The following is a 19,984-nucleotide window of genomic DNA, read 5'->3' as shown; positions in this document are numbered from 1 at the left end:
GAGATCAATGACCTCTGAATTTAGAGGTCATTTTTTACTATGAACAAGGTCACTTACTTCTTCAAAGTATTCCCTCGCCGTCTCCATAAATGCTTTCATAGCAGGTGATTTCCATTTGCTCTTATGAGTAGCAAGTATACTCATTACATTAACTCCTGGTTTAGACCATTCTTCGACTTTGAGTTTGCCTTGTTCGATCTCTTCTTCAACGGTAATAGCAGGTAAGAGCGCGATACCAAGACCACATTTTACACACTGCTTAATTGCTTCTACGCTCCAAAATTCCATACTGTGGTGAGGGGTAATTTGATGATGGAGAAGATAATCATCAAATAATATTCGATAACTGCATCCCTTTTCTGTATAAAGAGCCGTGGGTTCACTAGATTCCCCTTGTAAGGGTATATCTTCAGGAGCTTCAACCATAACCATTTGTTCTTTAAAGAGTAGTTCGGTTTCTAAATCCTCGTATGTATTTAGATCTATATCAAGCAAAATAGCAACATCTACCTCTCCATTTTGAATATACTCATTCAAGTCGGGGCAGTCTCCAACTTTCAACGTCAGGTAAACATTGGGGTAAGATCGTCTGAATGCTTGCATAATTTGGGGAAGCCGGTACACAGCTAGTGACTCAGGTGCTCCGATGGTCAGAATGCCTTCTGGATTTTGGGAAGGTATGGCTATATGTCGTGATTCTTCGTAAAGCTCTAACATTTGCCTTGCTTTCTGAAGGAAATGTGCGCCTACTTCTGTTAGTCTTATCTTCTTTCCTAACCGGTCGAATAAAGGAGCTCCTAGTTCTTCCTCTAACTGTTTAATGTGAGATGTAATCGTGGACTGCGCATAATCGAGTGAGGATGCTGCTTTAGAAAAGCTCTCGTATTCAACCACTTTCACAAATGAATGTAATTGGCGAATCTCCATTCATCTTCCTCCTTGTCATCATTATTTATGATCGTTTCTATTTATTATTTCAATTTTACTGATAAGTCCTCTGACTCTATACTAATAAGAGGAGGAGGAATTGTAAATGAATGAGAAGAAACTTGGACCACTATTATTAAGTGGTTTAATGATAGGCCCTGTATTAGGGTCAGGGATTATCTTGTTACCAACCCTCGTTTATGACACGAGCGGTGATTACGCCATCTTTGCTTGGTTCAGTATAATGATGGTGACGTTTTTATTTTCCATGTTATTTGCGAAGATTTCTATAAAATATCCAGGTGATGGTGGAGTAACGATTTCAATTTATAAAGCATTTGGGGAGAAGTACCGAAAGCTTGCGTCCATTTATTTTATGTTAGCAGCCTCAATTGGACCGATTGCCGTCCTAATGACAGCAGCCAAGTATGTGGAAAGGTGGGGTGGTTTTACTCTCAATGAAGTATTCATAGGTGTAATTCTGATGGCAATTGGGGTCCTTATCCTCTTGAATGACGTCAGCTTTATCGGGAGAGCCTCCTTTATCTTTTCGACTTTTGCGGTTGTCATTTTATTCTCAGGAGGAGCGGTAGCGTTATGGACTAATCCACCTGAACAGGTTATAACGACCTCTTTTGACTTATCTTCTTTTGGAGGAAGTTTGCTATTACTGTTCTGGATGCTTGTCGGTTGGGAGATTGTCGGTAATTATAGTGGAGAAGTGAGAAACCCGGATAAAACGATCAAACGAGCTGTTCTATATAGTGCTAGCATAGTGACAGTCGTTAGCCTTACAGTTGCAGCTGCGGTACAGTGGTCGGGTAAAGGTGCAGTTACGGATCTTTCGGTCATCTTAGCTCCTTTATTTGGCAAGTTTGCGCTACCTCTTATTTCTCTTGTAACGCTAAGTTTATGTATGACGACATACATATTAGTAACTGGAGGCGTCTCCCGTTTAGTAGCAAGCCAGCAGAACTTGCCGGCATTCATTAAATTTCGTAATAGAAAAGGCGTCCCGATTGGATCCCTTATGTTATTAGGCGTAATCCATATGATTGTATTTACGCTCGTGTATTTTGAAATGGTGACACTAGACCTATTAGTAAAAACAGCAGATGTCTTCTTTATTGGGAATGCGTTTATAGCGGTAGCAAGCGTATTTGTAAACTTTAAAGGAAGACTGATACGCGTAACAGCTGGTGTGATTAGTGTGGTACTTGTTGTCATTTTACTTTTCTCTTCTAAACTTGTTTTAGGATTCGCTCTTTTAGTAGCGCTTGGAACGATTATGACTACGAGTAAAGATGAAGGTACGCTTGAAGCGAAAGCGATTCATGAATAAACGCATTTAAAAAACCAGTTCTTCTTAAGAGCTGGTTTTTGTGGTGATTTTAAACTTATACTAGTTGAAAAACTAATGGTGTTAGTTGATAATCAAACTAATACCATTAGTTTGGAGTGATTGGATGAGAGTAACGAAAGACGATTACATTTATCAACTAACTTACATGCCAAACCTTTTTCCAGTGAATTGTTATTTTGTTGAGGAAGATGACCATCTGGTCCTTATTGATGCTGGGCTTTCTACTAACAAAAAAGCGATTTTAAAAGCAGCAGCAGATATAGGAAAACCAATAGAGAAAATTTTAATAACCCATGTTCATAGCGACCATATTGGCGCACTTGATGGATTAGTAGCTGAGCTTTCAAACGTTGAAGTACTCATGCCGAAAAGGGAATTAAAAATCCTGGAGGGAGACCAATCTTTAGAAGAAGGAGAAGGGACGAACCCAATAAAAGGAGGAGTACCGAAGAATATAAACACAAGGCCTGATCGGTTGCTGACTGAAGGAGAGGAAATTGGATCGTTAATGGCTATTGATGCACCTGGTCATACCCCAGGGCAAATGGCTTACTTAGACAAGCGAACAAACAGCTTAATAGCTGGTGATGCTTTACAAACAAGAGGTGGAGTAGCTGTGGCAGGAGATCTTCAATGGACATTTCCGTTCCCTGCTATGGCGACATGGGATAAGGAAGTTGCGATTCGTACTGCAGAACATCTCTTATCCTATCATCCAACTTACTTAGGAGTAGGACATGGAAACTCACTAAAAGACCCGGAAAGTTCTATGGAGAATGCGATTAATCATGCAAAATGCTCGTTAGAGAAGGGGAATAAAATGTGACTGTAAGACCAGGTTTGAACCAAGAAATGATTGTAGACAGAGCATTAGAGTTGGCGGAAAATGAAGGCCTAAGCGCGGTGACAATGGCTAACCTTGCTAGGTCGTTCTCGATTAAACCACCGTCCCTATACAATCACTTTCGAAATTTATTAAAAATTAAGCAAGCTATGGCATCAAGAGCTCAGAAGATGCTCTACGACAATTTGAGCGGAGCCGTTAATGCTGAGCTTGAGCCATTAGAGCGAATCCAAGAGATGGCTAAACAATACGTGACATTTGCGACCTGTTACCCTGGCATTTATGAAGCATCTATCATTGCACCAGATATAAAAGGTGAGTCTCACAAGAACAGAGAAGAACCTCTCTTGCAATTATTAAAGCAATACGTTGCGCCCTTTGAGTTGTCAGAGCAAGACAGGATTCATGCAATCAGAGGGCTAAGAAGCCTGCTTCATGGGTTAGTAGATCTAAACAAGAAAGAAGGGTTTAAACTTGGTGTTGACCTTGAAGATTCCCGCATTTACTTGATTGAGGCATATGTAAAAGGACTACAGCAGAAGTAGCGTGGAGGGGGAGTTACTTACTCTGACTATTCAACATTATCACTAAGGATGGGTTTCAAAGAGGATATCTATAAAGCGCAGTGTAAGTGTTCTTACACTGCGCTAAAGGTTTACTTGATATAGGTTGATTCTATAACATCCCCGTATTGTTTCACTTCTTTCAATGAAAGTTTCTTTTCCTCTAATGGTCTTTCAAAGAGAGGAATCCCATCTCCAAGGAGGACCGGCATCGTAAAGATCTTGAATTCATCAATCAGATCAAGAGCTATAAAATCCTTTAAGAGAGAAGCGCCTCCAACAATCCAGATATCCTTACCCCTTTGTTTCTTTAAGCTTTCTATGAACGCTTCAGGAGCTTCTTTCGTAAATTGGACATGCTCATTCGATCCGGTTTGTGTGGTGGAGAAGACATAATTGGTCTTGTCTCTATATGGGAATTCATCTGCAAGTTGTAAAACATGTTCATATGTTCTTCTTCCCATTAATGTCGTATCAATCGTTTCCATAAATTCGTGATATCCAAAATCATGATACCCTTCAAACTGATGCAACCAATCCACACCCCCATTTTGATCAGCAATGTAGCCGTCTAGACTTGTAGCAATGTATAATATGACGTTTCGTGACATTGATTTTTCATCCTTTCTCATGTAAAGTCTACTCTTTTACAAGACATACTATAGCAAGCAATGGTGACAGGTTTTGTCCTATTTAGAAAAGGAGTGGCAAAATGTCTAAATCCTCTCGTTTATTCGAGATTATGATGTATATCAACAAGAAGAGAGTATTTACTGTACAAGAAGTCTCCAATGAATTTGGTCTTTCTACACGTACTGTACGTCGGTATCTCGATGACTTAAGTGTGATGGGGCTTCCTCTTTATTCTGAGCAAGGGAGAGGTGGAGGATACCGAGTCTTACAAAACGATTTGGCATTTCCGGTTCTTTTTACCAAAGATGAATCCCTTTCACTATTCTTTGCCTTTCAGTCTTTAGTTCATATGAATGATCTCCCATTCCAAGCAGAGGTTAAGACTTCTTTACATAAGCTTTATCATCAGTTAAATCCTGAAGCGAAGAAGAAAGTTGATGCAATCGAGAATCATGTCCGATTTTATTCACCAACCCGTAATGTAAGAAGCCCATTCCTCGAAGATCTTCTCGATTCTAGCTTGAAGAAGGAGCGTATTCGGATAACGTATCGTTCAAAAGATAGGGATAAAACATACGTCGTATTTCCAATGGGGATCTTCGCGCAAGATGGTCTTTGGTATGTACCTGTTTACGCTTATGAAAAAGAAAAGATTATTCTACTTCGTGCAGACCGGATTCTAAAGCTTGAATCAGCAGGAAAAAATGAAGAAATAAACATGAATCTAAATGATTTCTTTGCTTACACTCCCGCGCATAATGTGACGACGTTACGCGCTTTTTTAACCAATGAAGGAGCCAGGCAATGTAGCGGTCATCCTTTATTTCAGGATAACCTTAATAGAGTTGATGAAGAAACGTGGATTCTAGAAATGGAAGGTGATGAGCAGGAACTACTATACTCAGCGCCCTTCTTCTATCGTTTAGGGAAGGATGCAAAAGTTAAAGAGCCTCAATCATTAATTGAACGGATTACTTCCCATGCAAGAGAGCTATTAAATCATTATCAGTAAAAATTAGAATTGATTGAAAATTTCGAGTGTGCTAAGATAAGCATAACGAATTAGCTAGGAGGTGAATGAAGAGATGGTACACGCTGCGAAGAGCACGATTGATAGCCAATTATTGTATATTCATCGTGCGCAAACTCATGATTTTGTTGCAGACGGGACACGTATGTCCTTTTTTAGCAACTTAATATGAGCACAGCGTGTGGGAATCCCTTCATTCAACCTATAGATCGGACCTAGAAACCACACGACAAGTGTGGTTTCTTTTTGTATATACGGAGTACGGGCGTGACCCTTGAGAAACCATTCTCAAGGGCTTTTTGTGTTTACCATTAATCATAATCGGAGGAAAATATATGTTAGTGACGATGAAAGATATAAAGAAAATCGTAAGCGGAGATTTATTATTTGAAGAGATCAACTTTGAAATCCATGAAGGGGATAAAGTAGGCCTTGTGGGTCGGAACGGAACGGGGAAGTCTACGCTCTTTAAATTGATTTCAGGATTAGAGCAAGCAGATGAGGGAGAGCGTTTTGTAAGGAAACAAGCAACCATCGGCTATCTGGAACAGTTGCCAGACTTTAATAATGGCAGCGTTCAGGAATATTTGAAAGAAAGCTTTACGGAAGTTCTTGCTTTAGAGAGAAGAATGACCGAACTGGAGACGTTGATGCAGCAGCCAGAACAATTAGAAAAAGCCATGGAGGAATACGGCACTCTGCAAGATCAATATGCTCGCTTAGGAGGTTATGAGCTTCAAGCAATAATTGATAAAGTGGCGCATGGGCTCGGAGTTGAAGGATTATTGAATGCTTGTTTTGAACATTTAAGTGGCGGTGAGCAGACAAAGGTAGGGTTGGCGCGTCTCTTATTACAAGAACCGGATGTGCTTCTTTTAGATGAGCCAACAAACCATCTTGATCTCGAAGCCATTGAGTGGCTAGAAGAGTTTATTCAAGGATACACAGGAGCAGTATGGATTATTTCACACGATCGAACCTTTTTAGATCATACCGTGACGAAGATTATGGATTTAGAACAAGGAGAGCTGCTTCTATATGAAGGAAACTTTTCTTCATTTGTAACTCAGAAAGAAGAGTTCCTGCTAGCGGAGTTTAAAGCCTATCAGGAGCAGCAAAAGAAGATCAAGAAAATGAAAGAAGCGATTAAGCGATTGCGACAGTGGGCGAATGAAGCCAACCCACCTAGTGAGAAGTTGTTCCGTAAAGCCAAGAGCATGGAGAAGGCTCTTGAGAAAATGGAGAAAAAAGAGAAACCGTTACTTGACGCGAAGAAGATGGGGTTTAGCCTTGAGGCCAATGAACGGAGCGGGAACGATGTACTAGTTGCCGAAGAGGTATGGAAGCGATATGGAGACCGGAATGTGTTAGCAGGAGCTAGCCTTCATCTCCGTTTTCAGGACCGACTTGCCATTGTAGGACGAAACGGAAGCGGCAAGACGACTCTTCTTCGCTTACTAATGGAACAAGAGACACCAGATGAGGGCTGTATTAAAAAGGGGACTGGGATTCGCCTTGGGTATCTCCCTCAACATCCTTTGAAAGAAGTAGATGGGAACTTACGTATGATTGACTACTTCAGAGAACAAATCTCCGTGACAGAAGGGCAGGCGCGTCATATCTTAGCAGGATTTATGTTCTTTGGATATGCGGTCTTCCGAAAGATCGGTCAGCTAAGCGGAGGAGAGCAAATGCGTGTGAAGCTCGCCATTTTTATGCATCAGGGAGTCAATCTGCTTGTATTAGATGAGCCGACGAACCACTTGGATATTGAATCTCAGGAAGTATTAGAAGAAGCCCTTCAGGATTTTAATGGAACAGTTCTTGCTGTATCCCATGATCGTTACTTCCTTAACCGGTGCTTTAGCGAATGTGCGTTTTTAGAGGACGGAAAGCTGTACCGATACAACCGGCCTTTTGATGAGGCTCGAGTGAAGCATGAGGAGAATAAGGTAGTGAAAGAGCCGGAGAAGGGACATAAGAAGCAAAAAAGCCTTCAGGAGAAGGAGCCGGAAATGCCTGACTTTGAAGGGATGATTGAAGCTTTAGAGGTACAACTGAACTCTTTAACAGAACGGATGACTGACGAAGAGGACATAGAAACATTAATGGAACTACAACAAAAAAAGCAGGTCCTTGAAAGTACGATAGAAGAGAAGTATGTTGAATGGTTGGGTGAGTAATTCGTAATTGCATAGTTCAGCCATAGAAATCACTTATGAGGTTATAAGGTTAGATAGAAAGAGGTCGATTGTTATGAGTCATGATTCAATTAAGCGCATATGGGACAACTTTAAAAAGGAAAACCCGCACGCACCGGAGGAATATGAGGCATGGGCTTTCGGTGATTCAAAGGAGATGGCAGATGAACTGGCTGAACTGGTCCTCACTGGTACTAAAAGAGCCACAGCTTCTAATTATTTGGCCTATGAAGACACAGAGTCATTACCATATGTTGGTCTTCACAATGTTATTCTTGATGGAAAAGGTAGAGCAGTAGCGATTGCTGAAACGACTTCTGTTGTAATTGTCCCTTTTAATGAAGTGAACGAGGAGCATGCTTATTTAGAAGGAGAAGGGGATCGAACGTTAAGGTTCTGGCGTGAAGAGCATGAGAAGTTTTTCAAAAAAGAGCTAAAGGAAATAGATCATGAATTTCATGAGCAAATACCAGTTGTATGTGAACGTTTTACGTTACTTTAATGAATAGAATAGAGAAAAACGCTTGGTTTTCCAAGCGTATTTTCTATTCAAATTAAGGTCCTTAAAGAATAAAGTAACTCTCTATCATTATTGAATCGGAGTAAAAGTCGCTGACAGGGTTAATTCGATTACATCTCCTTCCTCTGCTTGGAAAACGTATTCGCTCTCATAAAAATCTCCTCTTCCTAACATAATATTGACTTTCGCTCCTTCGTTAACGAAGAAATTACCGTTTCCGTTAGGCGTTACTTTGTACCTAGAAGCAGGGATATCTTTACCCACAGTAAAGAATCCGGCAGAAAGAGTTTTCGGTTTATCTTTTAACTCAATAATTTTACCAGAAACGACTGCGAGCTCTTTCTCTTTCGCTTCGATACTACCGTCGAGTTCTTGAATTTTTTTCGTTTTGGTTTCTTCTTGTGTAGTTAGTTCATTTATTTCCTGAGTGATTATTTCCTTTTCCTTTATTAAAGCAAGAGCTTCCCCTAACTCTTTTTTGAGGTTATTTATTTTCTCTTTGGTTGATCCGTGTTCTTCGTTCAATTGATCTAGTTGATCCTGAAGGTCTATTGTTTCTTGTTGTTTCTTACTAATCTCTTCATCTATGGATTTCGACTTCTCCACTAAGCCTTCATACTTCAATTTTTCGCCGTCTATTATTGTTGCCATGCTAGATGAACCAATGAAAAATGCTAATATGAATATAACAATAACTCCTCCCGTGTTAATCCAGAACCATTTGCGTTTAAAGAACTTTGGCTTGTTCTTCTCTGTCATCTTTCTTCCTCCTATAGGTTGATCCGTTATGTTACTTTCATATTACGCCGGTGTCTGAAAATTTATTTCTCAAAGTTACCGGTACGACCACAAACAAAAAACGCCCAATCTCAAAAGCACCTCATGTCGAGCAAGAAGTGTTGAGTAGAATATCACTAAAAAAGCATTAATATAGATATATAGTTGTTAGAAAGTGGCATCTGGTGATGACTTTGGAGAACAGTTTATAGAGGAAAAAAGCGTTCTAACAACTTAAAGAGGTTAAAAAACGACAAAATTGGTTTAATTTGGGGTTAGAGAAATATTATAAGATATGTGATTAATTGTGGGAGGGGATTTAAAGATGCATTTAAGTTCTTTAGAAGAAAGTCGAAATAGAAACAATGAGATAAAACTTGTGACTGAAGCGTTATGTGAAACTAAAGTTCAGGAAAATGAAATGTTGCGCATTTTAATGCAGGTATGTAATGTTAGTCGAAATGAAGCGATGAATGCCCTTCAAAATGAGAAATTCATGCTCTCACCTTGTCGAGAATTGCGTCAGTACTTAATTGTGAAAAAGGGATTTACCCCTCAGGAGGCTGAGGCATTTGTTTATAAATACGCAAGGACTGCCCTCGCACGGAATGCGGAATTAAGTAAATTGTCCTCAGCTAAGTTGTTTGAAGCTGTTAAAAAAGCGAATAACTAGTTGAAGACACCATTCCTTCTTTCTTGAAACTATGATCTAGTTTGTTAAGAGGACGTTGAATGAGTAAATTTTCACTACGAGCACACAGGGCTTTTTCCCTTTGTGCTCGTTTTTTCATTTGTTAGTTGACTAATCCTTGAATATTTAACATCCCGCGGGACAATGAACCTGTCCCCGTATCCCGTAGTATATTCGAAATTATGATGTATTTTATAAGAAAAAGGGACAATATATTTTCGTATCTTGGCTATTATTTTATGCTCATTTTGCTAATGTTTGTTTAAAGTAGTATCTTAAAAGGGAATCGTGAATGTTAGGCTCCTATGAGAAAAACCTATAGGGGGACGGTCAGGGCATTTTACTCTTTCTTAAGAGTGTTCGATGCTTTCGTTAAAGTTTAGTTGAAAGATTTTTTTAAGAAGGTTTATTAAAGGAGAGCACACATGGAACTTCAAGAACTAGCCAACATCCTAAAAACTGTGGAATCTGAAAGTAATAGTGTAAATCCCAACGCATTAATTAAAGGAATATCCTTTAACTCACAAGAAATTCAAGAAGGTTTTCTATTCATTGCAATTAAAGGGTACCAGCAAGATGGTCATCGTTTTATTAATAATGCAATTGAAAACGGGGCGTGTGGTGTTATAGGTGAACAGGAGATCACAGATTTATCCGTTCCTTATTTTCAAGTCGATAACAGTCGGAATGCTTTAAGCATAGTAAGTAATCATTTTTATAACTATCCTACTAATGAAAAGATTGTGATCGGCGTCACAGGTACAAATGGAAAGACCAGTACAAGCTATCTTTTAAGACATATTTTAGAAAATAATGGCCTTTCATGTGCTTTTTTTGGTAGCACTAAAAACATAATTAATGGTGAGAGTTATCCGACGGTTAACACCACTCCAAACTTATTAGAAATAAACAGACTTTTAGCTGGAAGTCGAGATGAGGTAGTAGTGATCGAAGTGTCGTCACACGCTTTAACACAGTACAGAGTTGAAGGAATTTATTTCGATTATGCCTTGTTCACCAATCTTTCTCAAGATCACTTAGATTATCATGGTTCTATGGAAGAATACTTCGGGGCCAAGAAAAAACTTTTTGAGATGTTGAAAGACGAAGGAAAAGCGATCATTAACACGGATGACTTGTGGGGGGAGCAATTGGCAAGGCAGCTTGAGGATGAAAGTATTCCAACGCTAGCCATTGGTGAAAATGAAAAATGTGATGTGAAACTAGAAAGCTATACGACTAACCCACCGAGCTTACAATTAAAAGAAAATAACGAAAGCATTTTAATAAAGCCTTTGTTATACGGACTCTATAACATGTATAACATAGCTATGGCATATGGAACAGCAAAACAAATCGGAGTGAATACCAAAGGCGCTATCGAAGCGGTTCAGCACTTTCAGGGAATTGAGGGAAGGTTTGCTCTTACTGAATTAAATAATGGGGCTACTCTTGTTGTAGATTATGCCCATACTTCTGATGCGCTGATGCATTGCTTGAAAACCGTAAGAGACAACTGTGAAGGAAATCTTATTCATATATTTGGATATAGAGGAGATAGAGACCCCGGCAAAAGAAGGGATATGATATCGATCTCATCTGAAATGAGTGATCGATATATTCTTACCTTCGATGACCTGAATTCCGTTTCTCCCGAGGAAATGAAAAATACACTAATCAGCTACCAAGAAAGGTATGGGAATGATAAGGGGATTGTCATCACTGATCGTACATTGGCAATTGAGGAAGCTGTGAAAATGGCTGAAATGGGGGATTGGATTGTGATTACAGGTAAAGGTCATGAGAAATACCAGCAACAATACCATTATCCCGTTCATAATGATGAAGAGGCAGCCATTTATCTTACTAAAGCAAAAGATTAGTACGAATGAAAACAGTTCGTGGTATCGTATACCGCGAACTGTTTTCTAAAGTTCTTCTTGGCATTACCTAACTTACTATGATTTTGAACCCTTTAACATTCCAAAATAAACAAGATCCTTATATTGCTCATCTTTCTTCACATGCTCACGTAAAACGCCTTCCTGTTTCATCCCAATCTTTTCTAAGACCCTTTTAGAACCAGGGTTTGTGTCAAAGGAAAGAGCGTAAACTCTGTGATACAGCTTTACCTGAAAGGCAAATTCAAGTATAGCTTCCCCTGCCTCTGTAGCATAGCCGTTGCCCCAATATTCCTCACCGATCCAATAGGCTAACTCCCCATTGTTGGCGTGTGATTTGTAGGAGAGAGCGATTGCTCCATATAAACAGCCATTTTCTTTATCGGTTACCGCCATTTCAAATAATCGTCCTTTTTGGAAGTTTTCCTTGTGGTGTTTAATCCATTCCTTCGCATCTTTCAATTTATAAGGAAATGGTAAGTGAAGAGTATTTTGATAAAGCTGCTTATTATGGCAAAGTCTCTGCACTTCTTGAGCATCTGCCTGCTGGAATAATCGTAATTGTAGTCGGTTTGTTGTTATGGTTCTCAAGTTCGCGTCATAATCCATATATTCAACTCCTATTAAATGCTTATGCCTAATCCTTTTCAAACACATATCCTAAAACTTTTTTCCTAATTTCATAATTCTACATAAGTTTCATAGTTCCTTTTGAATCAATCTTGTTGAGTCTATTCCTGAAGCTTATCCCATACAATTTAATTAGAATTCGTCTATATTGCATCAGAAGTTTAACTTCCCGTAACGGATAAGTGACCAAAGGATGTGAGACAGACGATCGCTAGGAAACTATAAGTGAGGTGTTTTGTGTGGATAAAAAAATCGGTTGGGGCCTCTTCCTCGGGAGAGTAATCCTTGGTGTCATTATGGTGGCTCATGGATTTCAAAAGCTTGGTCATATGGATAACACCGTTCAGATGTTTAGTAAATTAGGTCAGCCAGAATGGTTAGCTTATGTTACAGCAGTTATTGAAGCAGGAGGTGGACTCTTTTTATTAGTAGGACTCTTTGTAGTGCCATCAGCGATCTTACTCGGACTTACGATGGTGGGTGCGATTATACTTGTTAAGCTTCCTGCGGGATTAATTGGAGGAATTGAATTCCCGCTTGCTTTACTAGGACTCTCCATTATATTGGCGATGGCGGGGAGTGATAAACTATCTATTTCACACCTGTTAAATAATAAAAATGGCTCGAAATAAGAACGTATGATAGTTCTTATTTTTTTGGAGACAGTCAATTGTTGAACTTTTCATATTTTACAGACATTTGGTTGTCCTTTATACTACTGTTCAAGTTCTTTAATCAATGGAGCACAACGAGAGGGGATGCAGCATGTCGCAGCAAATCGACGATAAAATTAGACAAGCCTTTAATTACTTACATGAGAATGGAGAAATAAGCTGGCAGGAATATAAGACGACCAAATATATCGAGGAGATTCTTCAAAGCTACGGATGTGAAACAGAAACCTTTGACGCCTGCCCTGGTGTCGTAGGGAAGTATGGAAATTTTGACGGGACCGTACCTGTTGTAGCCTTAAGAGCAGATATTGATGCGCTTTGGCAGGAAGTAAACGGGACACAATGTGCGAATCACTCCTGTGGTCATGATTCTCATATGGCCATGGTGCTTGGAGTCTTATATCTTATACATAGTCTTGAAGATTTGAGAGATAAAGTGGCGATTAAATTCATCTTTCAACCCGCTGAAGAGAAGGCGGCAGGGGCTCTCAAAATGGTAGAGCTTGGTGTGGTCAAAGATGTTGATTATTTATTCGGCGTTCATTTACGGCCTCAGGCAGAAGTGGAGGATGGCTATGCGACACCAATGATTGGTCACGGTGCTACGAAGCTGATGGAAATTGAAATCGACGGAGAGGATGCGCACGGGGCAAGGCCTCATCTGACTCATAATGCCGTGAATGTAGGTACGCAACTAGTGAACGCAATCAATCAGATTCGTATGAACCCAGGCGTCCCTCATTCTGCAAAAGTAACGAAATTCCAGGCTGGCGGTCCGAATACAAACATCATTCCTGGTAAGGCTTCTCTTTCACTCGATCTAAGAGCGCAAACGAATCCAGTTATGGCTGAATTAGAAGAGCAAGTAGAGCATATCTTTAAGTCGATTGAATTCCAGTATGGTACGACCATTAAAGTTGGCGCAGTTAATCAAATTGCAGCCGCCATGACGAATGAAGAGGCGATTGAAGTGATGAGGGGGGCAATCGAATCAGAGTTAGGCGCTGACTATACGTTGCCACCGACCGTAACTCCCGGAGGGGACGATTTCCACTTCTATACCATTAAGAAGCCTGAACTAAAAGCGACTATGCTCGGGCTAGGGTGCGACCTAAACCCTGGATTGCATCATCCAAATATGACATTTAATCAAGGCCGAATGATTTATGGGACGAGGATACTCGCGCGTGCTGTGTTAAATGTGTATGGGTTAAATAAAGAGTTCTCTAAATAAGTTTGAAAGGATCTGCTCTTCTAAATTGAAGGGCAGATCCTTTTTCTAATTTCCCTCATTTACCGCTTGTGGTAAAAATAACCATCGTGTAGAGTGATAGTCAGATAGATTTTACATATATCTCAGTTTTGTGTGGGCGGGAGACAACAATTAGAAGTGAAATGGGGGGATTGGATGGACTATTTACGTATTTTTGACGAAGTAGTAGAGATTGCCCATCACGATTATGCCGGATGGAAGGATAAACAAGGGTGGGATAATCCGGAGCAGTTTAGAAAGGTGTTAAAAGAATCAAACCTATCCCCAGAAGAGTTCGGGGAACTTGTAGAAGATTACTTACTAGCTTTCAACGACCACCACTTCTTTTTTGTAGTTAAAGGAGAGAATTCCTGGGACCGAGGCTTTCGGGTTAGGCGGTATGAAGATCGTTTGTATGTGACGGAACTGAAAGGAGAAACTCGTCTTTCAAAAGGACAAGCCATTATCTCTGTGAACCAGATTCCGATTCCAGAACTCGTCCAATCTCATTCATTGGACCTTCGTGAAAAGGGGGCAGAACGAGAATTATGGAAAGGCGTATTAGAGAAGTACCAAACGATAGAAGTGGAAGTCGAGTATGGAAGGATTCATAGTGTGGAGATGAAGCGCCATAAAAAGGAAGCATATAAGCCTGTTCATTCCTTACAAGTGCTAAATGAAGATACTCTCCTTATGAAACTAACGGACTTTGTTACCCCAGAGCCCATTAGTGCTTTAATAAGTGAGAATAAAAAACTCTTGGATACATACCCGAATTTAATAATAGATCTTCGAGACAACATAGGTGGTAATGACTCGGCCTTTTATGGGTTGGCGCCTTATATATTCCCTGATGGACGTACCATTATTGAGCCGTATGAGGATAACTTCATGTTGTATAACTGTACCGAGGCGAATGCGGAGCGATTATTCAAAGACTTTGAATCTTATCGTAAGGAAACGAAAGACCCTCAAACGCGTGAGGTCTTGTCTTTGATTGAAAGCGAGTGGAGAAAGCATCAAGGAGAAGGGCTAGTTCGCTTTGACCTTTCAGATCTAGAAGAGAAGTTTGTAGTAGAAGGCTACGAGTATCCAAGGCGAGTCGTTCTGTTAACCGATATTTCGACGATTAGTTCAGCTGAATCCATTGTAGAAGTATCGAAGCATTCGAAGATTGTGACCACAATAGGGAGAAGTACTCTTGGAGTGAATGACTATGCCAATCTAATTGAGGCTTCGTGGGGAGACCAGTTTAAACTTATGATCCCTACAACAAAACAATTAAGAGTAGATGAAGGTAGAGGAATGAATGGTGTCGGAATTAAACCTGATATTCATATTCCATGGACACCGGAGCATACCAGACGGGATGTGGATGTTGAAGAGGCGTTGGCATATTTGGGAAAAGATAAGGACGAATTTAAATACCCCGGAAAGCGTGAAGCGAATGAGGAGGCTTTTAAAAGAAAAAGGAAGTTGTCACGTCCTATGACAACGTCGAACGCCCCCACGTCGTGTGGGGTCCCGGAAAGCGAGTGATTTCCCGAAACACCTTACGCTCTATAAAAGCAAACGTAAACATTCTTTACTCAAACTTTTCTTCAACAAATCTTCCTAATCATGGTAAAATAATGGTGGAGGTGACGATTCGTTGAGCCGTAAGAAAAGAAAAGAATATAGGGATTCTCCTCTATTGTATCTTGATGTCTTCTTTGATGTCATCTTATATCTTCCCCGACTCGTTGGGAAGATGGTAAAATGGATCGTGGAAGCAATCTAACCGTTGCTTCCTTCTTCTCTTTATTCCCCAACTTTCTATCCTCCCCCTTGCCTTCTCTATCATCTCATAGTACAGTTGTGTTTCGTTGAAAGGAGTGGAGACCATGACACGAGTGGTCATCTTAGCCGAGAAACCATCTCAAGCGAAAGCCTACGCCGATGCATTTCAAATTAAAGAAAAAACGAAAACATATATCGAATTAAAGCCAGATAGTACCTTTCCAGAAGGTGCCACGATTACATGGGGAATCGGTCACCTAGTCGAATTGAAAGAACCTCATGATTATAAGCCGGAATGGAAGAAATGGAAGCTTGATCAGTTACCGATCGTACCGGATCAATTTTATGAGAAAGTCTCAAGCGGAAAATGGGAACAGTTTAAGGCCGTGAAGTCACTATTCCAGAAAGCGGACGTGATTATAAATGGTGCCGACGTTGACCGTGAAGGGTCTAATATTTTCTATAGTATCCTTCGCCTGACTGGAGTAAAGGGGAAACCGGTTAAGCGGCTATGGATCAATTCTTTAGAGAAAGACGAAGTACGAAAAGGATTCAATCAGCTTCAAACGAATGAAAAGGACCTGCTTCTCTTTGATGAAGCAAAAGCCCGTCAGATTAGCGACTGGATGGTGGGGATCAATGCAAGTCGCCTGTTTACGGTTTTACTTCAAAAGAAAGGTTTTTCAGGTTATCTATCAATTGGACGAGTACAGTCTCCTACCGTGTATTTAATCTATCAAAGGCAGAAAGAGATTGAGAACTTTGTCTCTGAACCTTTCTACCAAATTGAAGGACTCTTCCAAGCGGAGAAGGGGAGCTATAAAGGCTTAGCCAAGATTAAGGAGAAAGACAAAGCCAAAGTTCAGGCGCTTATGGATCAGCACGGTCTGAAAGAGAAGGAAGACATTCGTGGAACCGTTCAAAGCGTTGATAAGAAGACGAAGCACCAGAAATCTCCTAAGCTTCACTCTCTGTCGACCCTGCAAAGTGTCGCCAATAAGCGCTGGAAGTATAGCCCGTCCCAGGTGCTTAAAACGATGCAAAAGCTGTATGAGAAGCGTCTCGTTACCTATCCGCGTACAGACTGTAACTACATTACAGATAACGAATTTTCGTACTTGGTGAAGAATCTAGGCCGTTATCAGGAAGCGATGAACGTATCTTTCACCCCTGCCTCGACAAGACCAAGCAAACGCTACGTCGACAGCAGCAAAGTTCAGGAGCACTATGCCATCATCCCGACTAAAACAGTCCCAACCCAAAACAAAATCAATGGACTAAGCCGGGAAGAGAAGAACATTTATAGTGAAATCATGCTCAATACACTTGCCATGTTCCATGAGGACTATGTGTATGAAGAAACAACGATCATGACGGATGTAAAAGGTCTGGCGTTCAAATCAACCGGCCGAACGGAAGTGAAGCGGGGCTGGAAGGAACTCTTTCCAAAACCCGCTAAGTCCAAGCAAGAGAAAGACCCCTTATTACCAGAAGTGAAAAACGGGGAAGAAGTAGGTGCCCGTCTTCATATTAAAGAAAGTATGACACAGCCACCCAAACCTTATACAGAAGGTCAATTGATCAACATGATGAAAACATGCGGGAAGCTTATTGATAACGAGGAAGACGTTGAGATTCTTAAAGAAGTCGAAGGCCTCGGTACAGAAGCAACCCGATCTGGCATCATAGAAACGATCAAAGCCCAGAAGTATATCGAAGTAAAGAAGAACATTGTGTACGTAACCGAGAAAGGAATTACCCTTTGTGAAGCTATTGAAGGCACGCTTCTATCAAGTCCAGCCATGACGGCGAAATGGGAATCTTACCTCAAGAAAATCGGTAACGGACAAGGATCTAAACAAACCTTTATTAAGCAAACGAATCAATTCATTCATAAACTTATAGAAGAAACGCCTGCGTCGATTGAAAAAGTAAAAGTACGTGATACAGGCGAGGGGAACAAAAAGAAATACAACACACCCATTGCCAAGTGCCCAGCCTGTCCAACAGGATCGATTGTCGACCGCTATAAGTTTTATGGGTGTTCTGCCTATAAGGAAGGGTGTAAAGTATCCTTCCCGAAAAAGCTAGCCGGTAAGACGTTAACGCAAAATATGATTAAAACACTCTGTGAGAAGAAGCAGACGAAGGTGTTGAAAGGGTTTAAAGGGAAAAAGCCGTTTAGTACGGCGCTAAAGTTGGATCAAGAGTATAAGATTAAGTTTGATTTTGAGAATAAAGCTTAATTATTCGCCGCTACTTCTAAGGAGTAGCGGCGAATTATGTTTTTAATGATAAATTGATGTTTATATCAATAAAAATAAGCAGTCCAATTATTACGGATAATTGGACTGCTGTTTAGTGTATTTTTTGTTTTGGACTTTAAAACAAAGCCTGAGAATTTAAGATAAGTATCTACTCGATGACAAACGGCATCTCCAGCAAGAATTCACTTCCGTATCGAGCTATAAGGGTGTATTCTCCTTTAGGTGCATCATAAATAGGAGTGCCTTCCTCCATGAAGTTTTGGATACTAAGATCGAAAGTAGCAAAAGAGGTTTTCTTAGCCCCTGCTTTCAATTCGAGCTCGATCCAATCATCTTTTACAAATCTAGGGGGGAGATCGCCTTTTCCGTTAAAATAAACGGGCTCCCCATCTTGTTGAATAGAGAAATGCAGGTTGGCAGAATGAGAAAGTGTAGAAGATCCGTAATAAACAAATGGTTCGTTGGCTTGATTCTCGATGGAACCTGTTACCCGAATTTGATCTCCGTCAGAAAAGGATTTCTTATTCATAGACGCTTCTAGAACGACATTCTCTTTCTCCACAGATTCTTTATAAGGCTCTTCTACTTGAAACGTCATGGAAACCTTATCTTCCATCTTTTTACCACACGTAGATTTTAAGTCTTTAATATAAAGGGTGTACGTTTGGCCTGGCATATAATCTTGTTGAGGTTTAACCGTTATGAATTTTCCGTTAACACTGACATCAGCACGAATACCCATACCATCCTCGCGAACCATATATACATTTCGAGGATGAACAGTAGAAGAGTCAATGGTTGTGTTCATCTCGATCTCCCATGTTTTATCAATAGCTACATTTTCTTTAGGGTTCTCTTTAGTAAAGCCACTTGGTAAGGTTTCGATTGGACGAAGGTTAGAGGAAGCCATGTAGCCACTAAAATTTACACCCTCTACTTGATAGGTAATGAAATGATTGTCTTGCGTGCTGTTTAAAAAGTAAGGGCCACCTGTAATTTCAAGCTCTGTATAGTAGGGGATACGCCTCGATGAAGCATTCGCCATCTCCTTTTGATCTCTAAAGTTTCCGTAATAAGCATCTCCATCATTTAAAGCGTAGACTTTGTCACCTTCTTTGAACATTTGGGTCGTGTGTGAGTCAGCTTCATCCCAAGAATACGTCATCTTTTTAAAGCGGAGCTGTCCCTTATCATCTAATCCAAATTCAAATTGCTCAGGAGTATCAGCGATCTGAACTAAGCTGTTTTCCTCAATGATTGAAAAGACTTCTTGTTGGTAAGTTGGTTTTACACGTTCTTCATTGTCTGGGTTATTTCGGTTTGCTATACCGTTATAGGCCATAATAGGGTAGTACCACTGTTCAATAATGTGGCGGTTATCTGCACCATTAATTTCAGGCAAAGTCCCGGCCTTCATCTTCTCCCATTTGTTATTTAGTACCTTCGCTCCAGCCTCAATATTATAGGCTGTATCTGTCTTTAACTTCTCTTTATTAAAGTCAAAGTCAGTGTTCGTAATTTGCATCATGCCAATGCCACCATCATCACTAACAATAGTGTGACCGTTCTCATCGAATTGGTTCATTTTGTTTTCAGCCATTGCGATTGCTTTCAGGATTTCAGGAGGAATATCGTACTTTAGTGCAGCATTCGTAAGTAATTCATGCTTCTTCTCCCATGATAACTCTTCATACGTTCCTTCCTCCGCATTAACTTGGCTTGTCATACCAAAGGTTAATGTTAATAGTAAAACTGCAAGAAGGAAGCTCTTTATCCATTTCATGTTATGTACTCCTTTCTAGCAATAAGTTATTTTCAATATATTTCCTCTATTAATTATAATTCTAGTAATCTAGGAATTACAAGGGAAAAGGGGGCGCTGTTTTCATCGTTAAAGACAAATTCAACAAAATGAACCTATACAAAAAGAAA

19 protein-coding genes are annotated in these 19,984 nt (G+C 40.2%); 14 read left to right on the top strand and 5 right to left on the bottom strand.

Going from position 1 to position 19,984, the window contains the following annotated elements:
* Positions 1-27: 27 nt before the first annotated feature.
* Positions 28-927, bottom strand: a complete 900-nt coding sequence (locus N780_RS06880; RefSeq protein ID WP_036781793.1) for a LysR family transcriptional regulator — start codon at positions 925-927, stop codon at positions 28-30.
* Between the two features lie 106 nt (positions 928-1,033).
* Here N780_RS06880 and N780_RS06875 point away from each other — a divergent pair, with 106 nt between their 5' ends.
* The 3 genes from N780_RS06875 to N780_RS06865 all read left to right on the top strand — a co-directional run bounded on the left by N780_RS06875 (position 1,034) and on the right by N780_RS06865 (position 3,679).
* A complete protein-coding gene (locus tag N780_RS06875) occupies positions 1,034-2,269 on the top strand; it encodes an APC family permease (RefSeq protein WP_052114934.1) in 1,236 nt (411 codons plus the stop codon).
* Positions 2,270-2,393: 124 nt separating this feature from the next.
* The gene (locus N780_RS06870; RefSeq protein ID WP_036781792.1) at positions 2,394-3,116 is read left to right on the top strand and encodes an MBL fold metallo-hydrolase; all 723 of its coding nucleotides are present in this window, start codon (positions 2,394-2,396) and stop codon (positions 3,114-3,116) included.
* Positions 3,113-3,679 (top strand): TetR/AcrR family transcriptional regulator, encoded by a 567-nt coding sequence (locus N780_RS06865; RefSeq protein WP_036781791.1) that lies wholly within the window; start codon positions 3,113-3,115, stop codon positions 3,677-3,679. The genes N780_RS06870 and N780_RS06865 overlap by 4 nt, the downstream gene beginning before the upstream one ends.
* A 110-nt stretch (positions 3,680-3,789) precedes the next feature.
* On the opposite strand, the gene N780_RS06860 is transcribed toward N780_RS06865, so the two are convergent.
* On the bottom strand, positions 3,790-4,308 hold the full coding sequence (locus tag N780_RS06860; RefSeq protein ID WP_036781789.1) for a dihydrofolate reductase family protein: 519 nt from the start codon (positions 4,306-4,308) through the stop codon (positions 3,790-3,792).
* A 101-nt stretch (positions 4,309-4,409) separates the two neighbouring features.
* Here N780_RS06860 and N780_RS06855 point away from each other — a divergent pair, with 101 nt between their 5' ends.
* From N780_RS06855 to N780_RS06845, 4 genes are all read left to right on the top strand, one after another.
* The gene (locus N780_RS06855; RefSeq protein WP_036781786.1) at positions 4,410-5,342 is read left to right on the top strand and encodes a helix-turn-helix transcriptional regulator; all 933 of its coding nucleotides are present in this window, start codon (positions 4,410-4,412) and stop codon (positions 5,340-5,342) included.
* Positions 5,343-5,415: 73 nt separating this feature from the next.
* Positions 5,416-5,532: an RAxF-45 family protein gene (locus N780_RS20350; protein ID WP_369094772.1), complete on the top strand. Its 117-nt coding sequence runs from the start codon at positions 5,416-5,418 to the stop codon at positions 5,530-5,532.
* Positions 5,533-5,695: 163 nt separating this feature from the next.
* On the top strand, positions 5,696-7,543 hold the full coding sequence (gene abc-f, locus N780_RS06850; protein WP_036781784.1) for a ribosomal protection-like ABC-F family protein: 1,848 nt from the start codon (positions 5,696-5,698) through the stop codon (positions 7,541-7,543).
* A 73-nt stretch (positions 7,544-7,616) separates the two neighbouring features.
* Positions 7,617-8,063, top strand: a complete 447-nt coding sequence (locus N780_RS06845) for an ASCH domain-containing protein (protein ID WP_036781782.1) — start codon at positions 7,617-7,619, stop codon at positions 8,061-8,063.
* A gap of 87 nt (positions 8,064-8,150) precedes the next feature.
* On the opposite strand, the gene N780_RS19185 is transcribed toward N780_RS06845, so the two are convergent.
* Positions 8,151-8,840 (bottom strand): hypothetical protein, encoded by a 690-nt coding sequence (locus N780_RS19185; RefSeq protein ID WP_052114933.1) that lies wholly within the window; start codon positions 8,838-8,840, stop codon positions 8,151-8,153.
* A 343-nt stretch (positions 8,841-9,183) separates the two neighbouring features.
* Here N780_RS19185 and N780_RS06835 point away from each other — a divergent pair, with 343 nt between their 5' ends.
* Both N780_RS06835 and N780_RS06830 read left to right on the top strand, forming a co-directional pair.
* Positions 9,184-9,531, top strand: coding sequence for a hypothetical protein (locus tag N780_RS06835; RefSeq protein ID WP_036781781.1), 348 nt, complete (start codon positions 9,184-9,186; stop codon positions 9,529-9,531).
* A gap of 443 nt (positions 9,532-9,974) precedes the next feature.
* Complete coding sequence (locus N780_RS06830; RefSeq protein ID WP_036781778.1) at positions 9,975-11,432, top strand: UDP-N-acetylmuramoyl-L-alanyl-D-glutamate--2,6-diaminopimelate ligase; 1,458 nt, start codon at positions 9,975-9,977, stop codon at positions 11,430-11,432.
* Positions 11,433-11,507: 75 nt separating this feature from the next.
* On the opposite strand, the gene N780_RS06825 is transcribed toward N780_RS06830, so the two are convergent.
* On the bottom strand, positions 11,508-12,059 hold the full coding sequence (locus N780_RS06825) for a GNAT family N-acetyltransferase (RefSeq protein WP_036781776.1): 552 nt from the start codon (positions 12,057-12,059) through the stop codon (positions 11,508-11,510).
* Positions 12,060-12,319: 260 nt separating this feature from the next.
* Between N780_RS06825 and N780_RS06820 the strand changes: the two genes are divergently transcribed.
* From N780_RS06820 to N780_RS06805, 5 genes are all read left to right on the top strand, one after another.
* Positions 12,320-12,712, top strand: coding sequence for a DoxX family protein (locus N780_RS06820; RefSeq protein ID WP_036781774.1), 393 nt, complete (start codon positions 12,320-12,322; stop codon positions 12,710-12,712).
* Positions 12,713-12,845: 133 nt separating this feature from the next.
* Positions 12,846-13,988, top strand: coding sequence for a M20 peptidase aminoacylase family protein (locus N780_RS06815; RefSeq protein WP_036781772.1), 1,143 nt, complete (start codon positions 12,846-12,848; stop codon positions 13,986-13,988).
* A gap of 174 nt (positions 13,989-14,162) precedes the next feature.
* Positions 14,163-15,545, top strand: coding sequence for a S41 family peptidase (locus N780_RS06810; RefSeq protein WP_052114932.1), 1,383 nt, complete (start codon positions 14,163-14,165; stop codon positions 15,543-15,545).
* Positions 15,546-15,657: 112 nt separating this feature from the next.
* Positions 15,658-15,786: a hypothetical protein gene (locus N780_RS20245; protein ID WP_269746694.1), complete on the top strand. Its 129-nt coding sequence runs from the start codon at positions 15,658-15,660 to the stop codon at positions 15,784-15,786.
* Between the two features lie 103 nt (positions 15,787-15,889).
* A complete protein-coding gene (locus tag N780_RS06805; protein WP_036781770.1) occupies positions 15,890-18,031 on the top strand; it encodes a type IA DNA topoisomerase in 2,142 nt (713 codons plus the stop codon).
* 169 nt (positions 18,032-18,200) lie between these two features.
* Here the strand turns inward: N780_RS06805 and N780_RS19180 are convergent, their stop codons facing one another.
* The gene (locus tag N780_RS19180) at positions 18,201-19,835 is read right to left on the bottom strand and encodes a transglycosylase SLT domain-containing protein (protein ID WP_052114931.1); all 1,635 of its coding nucleotides are present in this window, start codon (positions 19,833-19,835) and stop codon (positions 18,201-18,203) included.
* Positions 19,836-19,984: the final 149 nt, after the last annotated feature.

The organism is Pontibacillus chungwhensis BH030062 (assembly GCF_000770675.1).
Taxonomy (GTDB): domain Bacteria; phylum Bacillota; class Bacilli; order Bacillales; family BH030062; genus Pontibacillus; species Pontibacillus chungwhensis.
This window is presented reverse-complemented; position numbering and strand designations above follow the sequence as displayed.

What these genes read in the sequence shown, in the direction of transcription:
- N780_RS06805 (WP_036781770.1), top strand. Translation starts at nt 15,890, where the DNA reads ATGACACGAGTGGTCATCTTAGCCGAGAAACCATCTCAAGCGAAAGCC.
- N780_RS20350 (WP_369094772.1), top strand. Translation starts at nt 5,416, where the DNA reads ATGGTACACGCTGCGAAGAGCACGATTGATAGCCAATTATTGTATATT.
- N780_RS19180 (WP_052114931.1), bottom strand. Translation starts at nt 19,835, where the DNA reads ATGAAATGGATAAAGAGCTTCCTTCTTGCAGTTTTACTATTAACATTA.
- N780_RS06830 (WP_036781778.1), top strand. Translation starts at nt 9,975, where the DNA reads ATGGAACTTCAAGAACTAGCCAACATCCTAAAAACTGTGGAATCTGAA.
- abc-f (WP_036781784.1), top strand. Translation starts at nt 5,696, where the DNA reads ATGTTAGTGACGATGAAAGATATAAAGAAAATCGTAAGCGGAGATTTA.
- N780_RS06855 (WP_036781786.1), top strand. Translation starts at nt 4,410, where the DNA reads ATGTCTAAATCCTCTCGTTTATTCGAGATTATGATGTATATCAACAAG.
- N780_RS19185 (WP_052114933.1), bottom strand. Translation starts at nt 8,840, where the DNA reads ATGACAGAGAAGAACAAGCCAAAGTTCTTTAAACGCAAATGGTTCTGG.
- N780_RS06810 (WP_052114932.1), top strand. Translation starts at nt 14,163, where the DNA reads ATGGACTATTTACGTATTTTTGACGAAGTAGTAGAGATTGCCCATCAC.
- N780_RS06815 (WP_036781772.1), top strand. Translation starts at nt 12,846, where the DNA reads ATGTCGCAGCAAATCGACGATAAAATTAGACAAGCCTTTAATTACTTA.
- N780_RS06875 (WP_052114934.1), top strand. Translation starts at nt 1,034, where the DNA reads ATGAATGAGAAGAAACTTGGACCACTATTATTAAGTGGTTTAATGATA.
- N780_RS06825 (WP_036781776.1), bottom strand. Translation starts at nt 12,059, where the DNA reads ATGGATTATGACGCGAACTTGAGAACCATAACAACAAACCGACTACAA.
- N780_RS06845 (WP_036781782.1), top strand. Translation starts at nt 7,617, where the DNA reads ATGAGTCATGATTCAATTAAGCGCATATGGGACAACTTTAAAAAGGAA.
- N780_RS06860 (WP_036781789.1), bottom strand. Translation starts at nt 4,308, where the DNA reads ATGTCACGAAACGTCATATTATACATTGCTACAAGTCTAGACGGCTAC.
- N780_RS06835 (WP_036781781.1), top strand. Translation starts at nt 9,184, where the DNA reads ATGCATTTAAGTTCTTTAGAAGAAAGTCGAAATAGAAACAATGAGATA.
- N780_RS06880 (WP_036781793.1), bottom strand. Translation starts at nt 927, where the DNA reads ATGGAGATTCGCCAATTACATTCATTTGTGAAAGTGGTTGAATACGAG.
- N780_RS06870 (WP_036781792.1), top strand. Translation starts at nt 2,394, where the DNA reads ATGAGAGTAACGAAAGACGATTACATTTATCAACTAACTTACATGCCA.